The 13,792-nt window shown below is 46.4% G+C and carries 10 protein-coding genes and 1 CRISPR repeat array; of the genes, 6 read left to right on the forward strand and 4 right to left on the reverse strand.

The window, feature by feature from the left end; all coding sequences use genetic code 11:
* The first annotated feature begins 128 nt into the window (after positions 1–128).
* Both RIC07_RS10320 and RIC07_RS10325 read left to right on the forward strand, forming a co-directional pair.
* Positions 129–350, forward strand: coding sequence for a CHAT domain-containing protein (locus RIC07_RS10320; RefSeq protein ID WP_446394438.1), 222 nt, complete (start codon positions 129–131; stop codon positions 348–350).
* Positions 351–425: 75 nt separating this feature from the next.
* Positions 426–1,373 carry a putative 2-dehydropantoate 2-reductase gene (locus tag RIC07_RS10325; RefSeq protein WP_446394439.1) on the forward strand — a complete coding sequence of 316 codons (948 nt, stop codon included), beginning with the start codon at positions 426–428 and terminating at the stop codon, positions 1,371–1,373.
* A 1,065-nt stretch (positions 1,374–2,438) separates the two neighbouring features.
* Here RIC07_RS10325 and RIC07_RS10330 read toward each other — a convergent pair.
* The 3 genes from RIC07_RS10330 to RIC07_RS10340 form a co-directional block, all read right to left on the reverse strand.
* Positions 2,439–3,239, reverse strand: coding sequence for a class II aldolase/adducin family protein (locus RIC07_RS10330; RefSeq protein WP_446394440.1), 801 nt, complete (start codon positions 3,237–3,239; stop codon positions 2,439–2,441).
* Between the two features lie 397 nt (positions 3,240–3,636).
* Positions 3,637–4,581 (reverse strand): 2-keto-4-pentenoate hydratase, encoded by a 945-nt coding sequence (locus RIC07_RS10335; RefSeq protein ID WP_446394441.1) that lies wholly within the window; start codon positions 4,579–4,581, stop codon positions 3,637–3,639.
* A gap of 112 nt (positions 4,582–4,693) precedes the next feature.
* On the reverse strand, positions 4,694–6,385 hold the full coding sequence (locus tag RIC07_RS10340; protein ID WP_446394442.1) for a GH3 auxin-responsive promoter family protein: 1,692 nt from the start codon (positions 6,383–6,385) through the stop codon (positions 4,694–4,696).
* 378 nt (positions 6,386–6,763) lie between these two features.
* On the opposite strand from RIC07_RS10340, the gene RIC07_RS10345 reads away from it, so the two are divergent.
* The 3 genes from RIC07_RS10345 to RIC07_RS10355 all read left to right on the forward strand — a co-directional run bounded on the left by RIC07_RS10345 (position 6,764) and on the right by RIC07_RS10355 (position 9,770).
* Positions 6,764–7,702 carry a cupin-like domain-containing protein gene (locus RIC07_RS10345; RefSeq protein ID WP_446394443.1) on the forward strand — a complete coding sequence of 313 codons (939 nt, stop codon included), beginning with the start codon at positions 6,764–6,766 and terminating at the stop codon, positions 7,700–7,702.
* Positions 7,703–7,805: 103 nt separating this feature from the next.
* Positions 7,806–7,928, forward strand: a complete 123-nt coding sequence (locus RIC07_RS10350; RefSeq protein WP_446394444.1) for a hypothetical protein — start codon at positions 7,806–7,808, stop codon at positions 7,926–7,928.
* A 318-nt stretch (positions 7,929–8,246) separates the two neighbouring features.
* Positions 8,247–9,770 (forward strand): MFS transporter, encoded by a 1,524-nt coding sequence (locus RIC07_RS10355; protein ID WP_446394445.1) that lies wholly within the window; start codon positions 8,247–8,249, stop codon positions 9,768–9,770.
* Between the two features lie 120 nt (positions 9,771–9,890).
* Positions 9,891–10,603: a CRISPR direct-repeat array (repeat unit 37 nt; unit sequence GTTTCAATCCCGTTGCCGGGATTCATTATAAGGAAAC).
* Positions 10,604–10,824: 221 nt separating this feature from the next.
* On the opposite strand, the gene RIC07_RS10360 is transcribed toward RIC07_RS10355, so the two are convergent.
* The gene (locus RIC07_RS10360; protein WP_446394446.1) at positions 10,825–10,950 is read right to left on the reverse strand and encodes a hypothetical protein; all 126 of its coding nucleotides are present in this window, start codon (positions 10,948–10,950) and stop codon (positions 10,825–10,827) included.
* A 334-nt stretch (positions 10,951–11,284) separates the two neighbouring features.
* Between RIC07_RS10360 and RIC07_RS10365 the strand changes: the two genes are divergently transcribed.
* Positions 11,285–13,528: a molybdopterin oxidoreductase family protein gene (locus tag RIC07_RS10365; RefSeq protein WP_446394447.1), complete on the forward strand. Its 2,244-nt coding sequence runs from the start codon at positions 11,285–11,287 to the stop codon at positions 13,526–13,528.
* Positions 13,529–13,792 lie beyond the last annotated feature (264 nt).

The raw sequence follows: 13,792 nt of genomic DNA on the forward strand, positions 1-13,792 counted from the left end.
CAGATCGGGATAGATAAGAATAGGCGATCGCTTGCCCTTTCACCCATGCCGGATACCAGAACCCAAACCCCTGTAATTCTCCTGTAGGGGCGACCCGCTTGGCTTAATTAACAACACCACTCCATTTAATGCGATCGGGTCGCCCTGTTCTCACCAACTTCGCTAACTTCTTCTTAGGGAACCGGAACCTAGGGTTAGCCGTACTCAATTCCTGTCAAGGTGCAGCCATATCCTCCCACCAGGTTTTTGCCGGAATTGCCCCCAATTTAGTGCGGCGTAGTATCCCTGGAGTTATCGCCATGCAATATTCGATTCTCGACAGAACCGCCAAACTCTTTGCCGTTGTGTGAATAATGACATAAGATCAATGCCGATTTTCCCGATTTTTTGATATAAATCAGGAGTAGAATCAGGAGATTCAGCCTATGGGAAGACATTACGCCATAATTGGTACAGGTGCGATCGGAGGCTTTTACGGCGCTTGCTTGCAAAAAGCGGGACTCGATGTCCATTTTCTCCTCCGGCGCGATTATGACTATGTGAAAGAGCATGGTTTGGCAATTTCGTCAACCTTCGGAGACTTTACCTTACCCCAGGTAAATGCCTACAACCATGTCAAAGATATACCCCCTTGTGATGTAGTATTAATCGCTCTAAAAACCACCCAAAATCATCTCCTTCCTCACCTGCTTCCGCCTCTGGTTAAACCGGGAACTGTGGTGATTACGTTACAAAATGGGTTAGGGGTTGAACCCGAAATTGCCGCCATAGTCGGGGAAACTGTGGAAGTATTAGGGGGACTCTGCTTTGTCTGTTCTAATAAAATTGGTTTGGGTCAAATTCACCATCTCGATTATGGTCAAATCCAGCTAGGTGCTTATGGAAATAACCATCAGCCTCAAGGAATTACACAGACAATGCGTCAGATTGCGGCTGACTTTGAGCAAGCCAATATTCCGATTCAGCTTGCTGAGAATTTACTCCTCGCCCGGTGGAAAAAGTTGGTGTGGAATATTCCCTATAATGGTCTATCTGTCGTCTTAGATGCGACAACGGATGCGATGATGAAGGATACTCATGGGTATCAGCTATCGGAACAACTGATGCGAGAGGTTGTAGCTGGGGCGGCGGGGTATAGTTTAGAGATAAAAGAAAGCTTTGTCCAAAAAATGCTGGATTATACGATGAAGATGAAACCCTATCGTACCAGCATGAAAATTGACTATGATTGTCATCGCCCCTTGGAAGTCGAAGCCATGTTTGGCAATCCCATGCGGGCGGCGCAAGCGGTTGGGGTGGCGGTTCCTAAAATAACCATGCTCTATCAGCAATTAAAATTTTTAGATGCCAGAAATACCGCGATTGGCGATTAGGGATTGGGTTTGTAGGGGCGGGTTTAGGAAATTTCATGTCGCCATGGCTGATAACTTTTATGCAAAACCCGCCCTGACTAAATTTTGATTTTTGCCCACAATTGCGGTGTGACACAGCTAAAATTGTGGAATAGATTTGACGATTAAATCGGGCGCAAGGATGGTGCCCCTACGGTTTCTCTACGTAAACGGTAAAGCGTTTAGGGAATTTCATGTCGCTATTGCTAATAACCTTTATACAAAACCCGATATTTGTAGGGGCGGGTTTAGGAAAATTCATGTCGCCATGGCTGATAACCTTTATACAAAACCCGCCCTGACTAACTTTTAATTTTTGCCCAAAATTGCAGCATGACACAGCTAAAATTGTGGAATAGATTTGATGATTAAATCGGGCGCAAGTCCTTGCGCCCCTACAGTTTCTCGACGTAAGCGGTAAAGCGTTTAGGGAATTTCATGTCGCCATGGCTAATAACTTTTATACAAAACCCGCCCTGACTAACTTTTAATTTTTGCCCAAAATTGCAGCATGACACAGCTAAAATTGTGGAATAGATTTGACGATTAAATCGGGCGCAAGGATGGTGCCCCTACAGTTTCTCGACGTAAGCGGTAAAGCGTTTAGGAAATTTCATGTCGCCATGGCTAATAACCTTTATGCAAAACCCGCCCTGACTAACTTTTAATTTTTGCCCAAAATTGCGGCGTGACACAGCTAAAATTGTGGAATAGATTTGACGATTAAATCGGGCGCAAGCTTTCATCTGCGTCAACTTAAGCTCAACCCCTCTCCCACGCCAGCCCTCACCCCCAGCCCCTCTCCCAAGCTTGGGAGAGGGGAGCAAGAGGGGAGCAAGAGGGGAGCAAGAGGGAAGCAAGATAATCCGGTTCCCCTTCTCCCATGAAACAAAAGCGAAGCATCCTTTGTCATCCCTCCTCGCAGGGGGGAACGAGGGGGGTGGGAGAAGGGGTTAGGGGATGAGGGGGAAAATGCCAAGGAGTAAAGCCAGACGCTTCAAAAGCACGTCTCTACACATTCCTCTGTTCCTCCGCCGGATTTCCCAATCAATCCAATAAATCGGGTTCCTGTTTAATCATCATCTCATAAAGGGGTTGAAAGCTAAACCAACCCAAAGAATGAGAACCCACTTGACTATGGGTCAACTTCGCCGTATCTGGATTAATTAACTTAGGTTTACCCACCGCTTCCGCCATCAATTGCGCTTGACAACATCTATCCATGGCGATAAACCACCAGGCGGCTTCATCGACTGAATGTCCCACGGTTAATAAACCATGATTACCCAGAATAATCGCTTTCTTCTTCCCTAATGTTTCCGCCAAACGTTCACCTTCGTTTGTATTCAAAACAACACCCGTATAGTCATCAAACACGGCATGATCCTCATAGAAGGCACAAGCATCCTGAGTGATGGGGTCAAGGTGACGTTTCAGCGTTGACCAACTTTTGCCATAGAGGGAATGAGCATGGGCGGCGGCGATAACATCAGGTCTAGCCTGGTGAATTTGGGCGTGAATGGCAAAGGCGGCGGCGTTGACGGGGTTGTCCCCCTTGACAATTTCACCGTTATGGTTAACTAATATTAAATCAGAAACCCGAATATGACCGAAGTAAATGCCAAAGGGATTTACCCAGAAATGATCGGTGAATTCGGGGTCACGCACTGTGATATGTCCCGCAATTCCTTCATCAAACCCGTAGCGGGCAAATAGACGGAAGGCGGCGGCTAAGTGTTGTTTACGATGCAGGCGTTCCGCTTCTTTTGAGGTAAATGTTGGCGGTTGGGGAAGTTGGGTTGATTTTGAGGTTTGAATGGCTAATTGGGGATCAATTGAAGGAACCATAGATAGTTAATAAATTCAGTTGGTAGATAAAAATAGATTTAACTATTTTATCAATGTTTAACCAATATTCCCGTAGGGGCGCACCGACGTGCGCCCTGATACTGAAGTAAAATGGCACTGATAAGTAGGTGGACACAATAAAAGCTAACGGTGGAGATCGTCATTCGTCATTTGTCCTTTGTAAGGGTTTGAGGCTTGTTTACAAAACTTAGTACAGTGCCGTTTTCTTTTGTCCGACTACTTATCATGTTCGGTTAAACACCCCTGAATGAAAACTCCTGAAACGATGGCTTTTACAGTATTGCAATTAGGAGCAATTGTCAAGATATGATATGATTTGAGCGTTTATGGTTGGTGTTTTAACGTTTAGGGCGCTAAAGCGCAACTACAAGCGCAACTATTCAAAAATTACGGATAGTTCAACAACCTCCTGTTCCGTTAAACCGAAGTATTGGGCGCGAATGGTTTTTCCGGATTCTACGGGCATTAATGGGGTTATTGTTCCTAATGATAATAAGTCGCCTTTTCTGAGTCGCTTTCCTACAGATTTCAAATCATCCCGCAACCACAAAACTACGTCTAAGGGGTGTTCTAATAGTACATTACTTGTACCTGTGGCTAATTCCTTTCCGGTTTCATCCACAATCACTATTTGAATCTTACCTAACCGTTCTTGCCATTCGGGAGTAGCCGCCAGGGGAATCGGTTCGCCCACAATTCCTAAACGCGCCCCCACGTTAATTGCTATTAGGTCAGCGGCGTCTAATTTTACCCCAGAGTCATAGATTAAATCTGGCAGTTCAATAAAGGGAATGACGGCATCTAAGGCGGCTAAAACTTCTTGGCGAGTTGTGGCTTCATTAATTGCATCACTTCCGACTCTGACGATTAAATCTCCTTCAAATAGGGGACGTGCGCCAAAATTAGCGGGGACAATTGACCCACTGGGTAGCAACATTTGTTCTAAGAGAATCCCGCGTAAGGGATGGGAGATATTAAACCGTTCTTGCGCGGTTGTACTTGTGAGTCCTGCTTTATATCCGATGCGTTGTCCTAAAATAGGAGTGAGTTTTTCTATGAAGCGATCGCGGAATTGTTCGGCTTCGGTTACGGTTAAGTCGGGTGGTGTGGTTTCCAGGGGGATGCGGTTGATGTAATGGGTGACTAATTCTTCAAGAAATTGCGAATCTGGCGTTATGAAAACACCAGTACAAGCCAGTTCTTTCTTGATTTGGCAAGCGGTGCGTTTCTGGTTTGCTGTCGCCTCAACCGTACCTAACCCAAAAATTTGACCCCCTAATACAATTGTGAGAACAGCAGATTGCCAATAGTTATTTGTCATTTGTCTTATGTCTTATGTCATTTAGTCGGGGCGGGTTTAGTAACATCAGGGTGCAAATCAAATGTTAATGGTAAAACCCGCCCCTACAACAGACGTTCCATCTTCCCCATCACTACTCGCCACTATCTCCAGTTAATCTAATCTCTTCTAACACCTTCAAACCTGCCAAAAATTGCCGATCATTGCTAATATGAGGAAACTTTAACTGAGAATCGGGAACACCGCGTTCTAACTGACGCTGACGCACAATAGCAAAGCTACCCGGTGCTAATATCCGTAAGCGGGGCGCGGGGATATAATTATCCGGTCGTTTTACCGCATAAGATGTATTGGCGTCTTGCAGTTTACGGTCAAAACTGGCGAGGAAAGCTTGGGGATTGTCCAAACGTTGACCTGGTACTAATTCAATATTGACTAAATAATGGGCGGTGACAATACTCTCCGAAAGGGTTAGACAAAAATCTTCTAAAGGTACGTCAAATTCCTGTTGTAAAGCTTGCATCACCTGAGTTGCATGGTGTTCCGTTGTCTTCTCTGCAGTAGCCGACATTGTTCCGCCGCGACGATAACGGAAAACAATTAAGGGCGTCTTATTGTAAAATCCAACAACTTCGATTACATCGCCAATATCGTAGCGATAAAACCCACTATAATTTGTGGTTAAGAGGCGATAGTGTTCCCCAACTTTGACCTCAGTCGCCAGGAGGGTTTTGGGATGTTCGGCGTCCCATTGATCTTCGGGAACAAATTCAAAGAAACCGCTTTCAATCGCCAAAATACTCCCATCGGTGTCTACATCCGGGTAGATACTAAATGTCGCTTCTGCTGAGGAATAAACCGCCCCAAACACAGGCGTATCGCCAAAATAATCGGGAAAGCGCTGAAAGTAGAAATCAGACGTACCGCCGCGTGCGGTGGCGACAAAGGATAACTCTGACCAAACTTGTTTCGGCGTTAAGCGTCCCTCTTGGTGTAAAATATCTCGTAGTTCCCGCGCCCGTTCCGGATAAGCGGACCATTGATCCTCTAATTGTGACCGAATCCCAGATTCTAAGTCTAGCCAATTGGCTATTGTCCCTTTGTCTAAATCCCGAATTAAATCTTCGGCGTAGGTTTCCAAATAACTTGCCGTTCGCAGCAGGAGCATGGGAAAATTAGCAATCATCCCCCGCATCGTGCGATCGCGTAGCGCAAAGAGTAAGCAAACGTAATGGCGGACTAGGCTATCCCCCGGTTGCAGGGTTTCAAAGGGATGGGCAAACAGTTGTTGGTAGAGAAATTTCCCCATCCGCAGTACGCCAACACTGGCATAACCGTACCGAATCCCTCCTGGCGTCTGTCCCATGGGTTGCACGGAGTTGGTAATTAAGAGTTTACCAAACTTACGGTTGCGAGTGTTCAGCGCATCGGCTAAGAACCCCATACTGGTTAAGTTAGCCCCTCTTAGGGAATTCTGAAACCGCTTGGTTACGGGAATCAGCTTCTTTGAACCCGTGGAACCACTGGTGAGATTAAGATAGACAACGGGGTCAGGGGTTAAGATATTAGACTCACCCTGGAAAATGCGTTCCGTGTAGGGTTCATAACTACTATAGGGCAGAACCGGGACGCGATCGCGAAATTGGTCGATGGTGCTAATCTCTCTCAACCCCCATTTCCGCCCTAGTTCGGTGTTACCATATTGTCGCAACAGCTTTAGCAGAAACCGTTCCTGTACCGCCTCCGTCTGATGCGTCTTGTTCACGAAATTGGCTTTAACTCGTCGGGTTAGCGTGGTTAATAGGGGCAGTACATAGTTTGACATGACATCCTCACACCGATTGAATTTGAGCGGATATTGGGCGTTTCTGGTTAGCAGAATCAGTTTTTGGCAATTTTTCCGGCATTTTTCGGCAATTTATGGTATCTTCTTATACCGTGTCGTTGTCCAGATTCCTATCCTTGTTCGCCAATGACCGATCGCAAATTTCATCATTTTGGTCACTTCTTTGATCAATTGTCAAGTGTTTTGAACATCATCTCGGATATCGCCCCCACCCCTACTCTTTAATATAGAGTTGAACCCTTGCCAAGATGCGCTTTGTTTAGTCTTTGTTCCCGTTTCTCAAATGTTCCCGACTGCTAGACGTTTCAGCGGCTTCCCTAACCATCGACAATCTTTTCTCAGGAGTTTGATGTGCCAATGAACCTTTCGATTTCCTCTGTACCGCGTGTCGATATATCTACCCTCACGCCAGAAGCCTTTAGCCAACGCTATCAACAAACGGGTACACCTGTCGTGATTACCGGATTGCTGGAGAATGAACCAGACTGGACGCTGGATTATCTTTGTGCAAAAATTGGCGATCGTGAGTTTATGGTGCGGAATTATGAACGGGCTAATTATAACAGTGGAGAGGCTAAACGTTCTTGTGTCGGTAGTGGCGTCGCCTTAGAAACGATGCGATTCTCTGACTATGCCGAACTTTTGCGCCGTGGCGAAGTTCAAGAAAATGATCTTTATCTGGGGAAAGCCCCCCTCAAGACTACCCAACTAACCCAAACCTCTACCTGGAAAACCTTGGGCGACAAACTTGGTTTTACTCAAGCTGTCACCGACTTTAAAATGTATATTGGTTCAGGAAGTCATCGTTCTGGATTGCATTACGATATCCTGGACAATACCCTCATTCAACTGCATGGGGTCAAAAAAATTGCCTTGTTTCCTCCCTCTCAAACCTACAATCTTTATCCCTTTCCCATTCTCGGTCATTTACGTCATGGGATGAAGTTGCGGTGCTGTTTTAGTCAGGTGTCTTTAGAGCATCCCGATTTTGACGCCTTTCCTAAATTTAAGCAAGCCCTAGAACATAAAAAAGAGGTCATTTTAGAACGCGGGGAAACCCTTTATTTACCGGCTGGCTGGTGGCATGATGTCAGCGGAATTCATAACACGATGATGTGTTCAGTCAATCGATTCTGGCGCATTTATCCGGCTAGACGCGCCTGGTTGAATTGGGAACGATGGCGGTCTATCCTGGGAGTTGTCTGTGCTATTCCTTATATAGGAAGCAATTTAATCGCGGCTTTATTTCAGCCTCATCCCCAATCAAGGATTCGCCAAATATTGTACAGAATTTGAGTAAAAAAAATTAAACTAAGTAGGTTGGTGGAAATAAACTCAACCTTATGAAGTTATGTTAACAAGCCTCAAACCCTTACAAATGACGAATGACGAATGACGAATGACGATCCCCACCGTTAACTTTAATTGTCCCCACCTACTTACCAGTTTGGATAGTTCAGGTGATTTGCCCATCCCTTCCTGTGGAGATAGGAGAAATTTGCTCAGGATATCTCCCTTGTGATTGATTCTCCTAGCAGCCCATTTCAATCCATTGATGTCAACCTGTAGAGACGTTGCATGCAACGTCTCTACATGTATAGTTGAGGTAAATTATGCAATCTAAGAATTAAAATTATGCAGCCAATGCATATTCAATCATATTTTGTATTTAAATATACGAAACCTCTCTGGCAAGGGTGTGATTCTTGTAGCGGACATCGGGGAACCGTAAATAAATTACTTCGGTTAAGTGAGAGCAATTGACGAATTCAATGGATAAAAAAATTGCTCGATTAAATTTGCCCCCATTCTGAAATTTTTACACAAGGTTAAGTAACAGATGCTGCAAGAATTATGGTCATTTCGCGGTCGATACCGCATTTTACATTTAACGTGGTTCGCCTTCTTTCTCTCCTTTGTCGTTTGGTTCAATTTTGCCCCATTAGCGACAGCCGTACAAGAAGAATTAGGGCTGAGTGCGGCACAAATTCGGACATTGGCGATTTGTAACGTAGCGCTGACGGTACCGGCTCGGATTATTATCGGTATGTTACTCGACCGTTTTGGTCCACGGTTAACCTATTCTGTGTTGCTGGTTTATGCCGCCATTCCTTGTATTGCCTTTTCCCTGGCACAAGACTTTAGCCAATTAGTGATCAGCCGTTTAGCCCTAAGTATTGTAGGTGCAGGCTTCGTGATTGGTATCCGCATGGTGGCGGAATGGTTTCCCCCCAAAGAAATTGGCTTGGCTGAAGGAATTTATGGGGGATGGGGTAACTTTGGTTCGGCTGCATCTGCGTTTGCCCTACCCACAATCGCGGCGTTATTAACGGTTGGCGCTGGGGGTGGATTGATCAACTGGCGATTAGCGATCGCACTCACTGGTATTATTGCTGCACTCTATGGCATCTTTTACTATAGAAACGTTCAAGATACACCTCCGGGTAAAGTTTATCAGAAACCCAAGCGTCACGGTGGCTTAGAAGTCACCACCAAGCGGGACTTTGGATTCCTGATGCTGATGAATGTTCCTTTGGTGGGTGTTCTGGCTGTCTTGGCTTGGCGTTTAAGTAATGTTGGTTTCTTAGATGAAACTGGATTAATTATCACCTGGTTAGCACTGTTGGGGTTATATCTGTTCCAGGCTTACAAATGCTGGGATGTAAATAAAGACCTGATGACGGGTAAAAAACGGTATTCTGCTGAGGATCGTTACAACTTCTCCCAAGTCGCCCTTCTGGAATTAACGTATGTGGTCAACTTTGGTTCAGAATTAGCCGTTGTGTCTATGCTTCCCGCCTTTTTTGAAGGAACATTTGGATTGAGTAAGCAATTAGCGGGAATGATTGCTGCTAGTTATGCGTTTATGAACTTAGTTTCACGTCCCGGTGGCGGATTAATTTCAGATACTTTAGGTAGCCGGAAATGGACGATGACGGTGTTGACAGGATGCATGGGAATTGGCTATCTGATGTTGAGTACCGTAAATGGGAGTTGGTGGCTACCTGCTGCGGTTATTCTCACTATGGGGTGTTCCTTCTTTGTCCAAGCTGGTGAAGGGTCTACCTTTGCCATGGTGCCGTTAATCAAGCGCCGAGTTACGGGTCAGATTGCGGGTAATGTTGGGGCGTATGGTAATGTTGGCGCGGTTGCTTATCTGACTCTATTTAGTTTGCTCCCTGAAGGCGATATGGGTAACCGCGTTTTCTTCCAAACCTTAGGAGTTACAGCATTAGTGGTTACCTTCCTCTGTTGGTTCTTCCTCAGAGAACCTAAAGGATCTTTTGCGACACATCATGAAGGTGAAGAAACCGAATTGCCAGTCGAAGGTGTTCCAGTTTTGGTGGATGAACAAACCCATTGATGTTGATGATTCATTGGTAAGTTAGCCAATTATCGACATCCCTTTGTAGAGACGTAGCATGCTACGTCTCTACAGGTTTATGGGGGGATTTGAGTGAATCTTTTAAAATTTGGTTTATGTGTTTCAATCCCGTTGCCGGGATTCATTATAAGGAAACTCTTGCTGAGCACGAGGACTTCACCCGACAAACAAGATGTTTCAATCCCGTTGCCGGGATTCATTATAAGGAAACGTGAGGATGGATTGGTGATCAAAGTTTTTAGCTTGAAGTTTCAATCCCGTTGCCGGGATTCATTATAAGGAAACTCCGAAGCGATAGGGGCAATAAACAGGCTAGTGCGTTTCAATCCCGTTGCCGGGATTCATTATAAGGAAACTTTGAAGGGTGCGACCCTGGCGGCGACGATTGCGGCAATCGCCTCGTTTCAATCCCGTTGCCGGGATTCATTATAAGGAAACCAAAAAATAGTCAAGTTTAGCAAAAATGCCAGCTTTGAGTTTCAATCCCGTTGCCGGGATTCATTATAAGGAAACCATGACAGGGCTGAATAGCGTATTCCAGTCTTTTGGTTGTTTCAATCCCGTTGCCGGGATTCATTATAAGGAAACCTGGTTTCCAATGTGTTTCAGCCCATTGGTAAAAGCCGAGTTTCAATCCCGTTGCCGGGATTCATTATAAGGAAACCCCGAACGGGGAATTTGCGAAGTGATTGTTAGCAAGGTTTCAATCCCGTTGCCGGGATTCATTATAAGGAAACTTTTTTGCCGATTGTGCATCCGACGTAGCGTTGTAAGCGTTTCAATCCCGTTGCCGGGATTCATTATAAGGAAACCCCGCCCTCTGAAACCCTTTCTAGCCGGGACTCCCACAGCCAATTTTGACGGCTGACGAAATCCAAACGCTGAAATGGACTTTTTGCCTTTTTTGCCCTTTCTCAAAAACGGCTGAAATCTTTAATTGTCAAGGTTCCTAGCGTTTTGACGGCAAACCGGGTTTTTTGCCCCCGCTTCGTCCCGTCAAAAATCCGCTTATTCACATCATAGAATAAGGCTCTCATCTTGTCGAGGTTAGCGCGTAGGTTGGAGAGCGATCGCGACACCCAACATCCCAGACGATTGGCTGAGATGAGACGTTGTTCACCGGAATGCGATCGCGTGTACCCAGTTCATCAACCAGCACCTAACCTCCAATCTTACGTTCCACGGGATCTGGAAAACCTCTCTCCATCCCCCCTTGCCCCCCTTTGAAAGGGGGGTTAAAGAGAGAAGGCTTGGGATTCTCTCCCTGGTTTTACTGTCCTCTATTATCTCATAGTGAAATACGCTCATTTTCACACCATTCTGTAAAATTAGCATTTCTCCAATGTAATTTTTTCATATCCCATGACTTTTTGTTGCTGTTTATACCAAATCAACACTTTTATTTCCTTAACCTGAACCCAAAGATAGTCAAAAAGATATGAATTCTAAATTTTAATTCCCTGTTCCCTGTTCCCTGTTCCCTAAAAAAATCCATGACTAACTCAACAAAAACACTTTGTCCCTATTGCGGTGTGGGCTGTGGTTTAGAGGTCACGCCACCCGCCCAACCTGGTAAAGCCACTCATCGCGATAGTGAAGGAACACCAATATGGCGAGTACGGGGCGATCGCGATCATCCCTCCAGCCAGGGAAAGGTTTGTGTCAAGGGAGCGACAGTAAGCGAATCCTTGGATAAAAATCGTCTCAAATATCCGATGATGCGAGACTCATTGGATCAGCCCTTTCGACGAGTCAGTTGGGATGAAGCCCTCGATCGCATCGTCCTCCAACTGCAAACCGTCCGTTTTACCCAAGGACCTGAATCCATCTGTATGTATGGTTCTGGTCAATTTCAAACGGAAGACTATTATATTGCCCAAAAATTACTCAAAGGTTGTCTGGGTACTAACAATTTTGACGCCAATTCTCGCCTCTGTATGTCCTCCGCCGTATCGGGTTATATCCAGAGTTTCGGGTCAGATGGTCCCCCCTGTTGCTACGAGGATTTAGAACAAACAGATTGTGCCTTTTTAATTGGTACAAATACCGCCGAATGTCACCCAATCGTATTTAATCGCCTACGCAAACATTGTAAAAAGAACCGCAAGGTGAAAATGATTGTGGTTGACCCCCGGCGTACTCCCACCGCAGAAGCTGCTGATTTACATTTAGCGATTCGACCAGGTACGGATATAGACTTGCTGAATGGAATTGCCCATTTGCTGATGCGTTGGGGGAAAATTAATACCCTATTTATTGATGACTGTACGCGAGACTTTCCCCTCTACGCCGATATCATTCGCCACTATCCCCCCGAACTCGTAGCGCGTAAGTGTGGGATAAGGTTAGATGAATTGGAGAAGGCGGCTCGATATTGGGGGGATTCGGAACGAGTATTATCCTTGTGGTCAATGGGGATGAACCAATCCTCGGAAGGAACCGCCAAAGTCCGCACATTGATTAACTTACACCTGATGACCGGAACCCTTGGTAGACCGGGATCTGGACCCTTTTCCCTCACCGGACAACCCAATGCCATGGGGGGACGAGAAGCAGGGGGACTGGCGCATATTCTGCCCGGTTATCGGTTGGTAAAGAATCCCCAACATCGGGCAGAATTGGAACAATTGTGGGGACTCAAGCCGGGGCAAATCTCCCCAGAACCGGGTTTACCAGCTTGGGATATGATCCTGGGATTAGAGACAGGTGCAGTCGGATTCCTCTGGATTGCGGCGACGAATCCGGCGGTGAGTATGCCCGATTTAGAACGCACGAAAGCGGCGTTGAAGCAGTCCCCGTTTACGGTGTATCAAGACGCCTATTATCCTACAGAAACCGCCGCTTATGCTCATGTCATCCTTCCCGCCGCCCAGTGGAGTGAAAAAACGGGAACGATGACGAATTCCGAACGGGTGGTAACCTTATGTCCCCAATTCCGCAACCGAGTTGGCGAATCTAGAGCCGATTGGGAAATCTTTGCCGAAGTTGGAAGGCGTTTAGGGTTTACGGAACACTTTGACTTTGCGGATTCGGCGGCGGTGCATCGAGAATTCGTGCAACTCACCCGGGGGCGGGTTTGCGATATGACGGGTATTAGCTATGAGCAGTTACAGGAGAGTCCCATTCAGTGGCCCCATCCGCAGGAAAACCCGGAGGCGGGGTTTACCGATAAGTCCTCAACCTCTAATGAGACTAAACCCACCCCGACAAATACAAAACGATTGTACACAGATTGGCGCTTCCCCACCGCCGATGGACGGGCAAAGTTTGCCGCGTATCACTCACGGGGATTGGCAGAACCCCCTGATCCGAATTATCCGTTGGTCTTGACAACGGGACGCCTTTATGGTCACTGGCACACCCAAACTCGGACGGGTCATATTCCCAAGATTCAGCAAATGCATCCGCAACCGTTCCTAGAAATTCACCCTCGTGATGCCCAGAAACTGGGGATTGAAGACGGGAATTGGGTAGACGTGCGATCGCGCCGGGGCAAAAGTCGGTTTCCGGCTCAGGTAACGAAAGCGATCGCGCCAGGGACAGTATTTGTGCCGATGCATTGGGGGGCGTTGTGGGCAGCGAATGCCGAAGCGAATGCCTTAACCCATCCAGAATCTTGTCCGGATTCAGGACAACCGGAGTTAAAAGCTTGTGCGGTGCAGGTGAGTTTAGTCCCAGAGTCCGCAGAGGTGTTATGGGAACAGGAGGTTGAGCAACAGTCGATGTTGGGCAAATAAACCCGATTTGAATGTCCACCTGTAGGGTGGGTTAGGCGGTGCTTCGTAAAAAAACGAACCATCTAATCCTATATCCGCCGTAACCCACCAGGTTATAAACACCGCCATTGAGTAAAGGGCGACCCGAGTCAATTGAATGGACGCCGTTGTGAATTAATGCAAGCAGGTCGCCCCTACCATAATCAACCGTAGGGGCGCACCGACGTGCGCCCTTTGTCAGACGTGCGCCCTTTGTCAGACGTGCGCCCTTTGTCAGACGTGCGC

The organism is Coleofasciculus sp. E1-EBD-02, from assembly GCF_040218245.1.
Lineage (GTDB): Bacteria > Cyanobacteriota > Cyanobacteriia > Cyanobacteriales > Coleofasciculaceae > Coleofasciculus.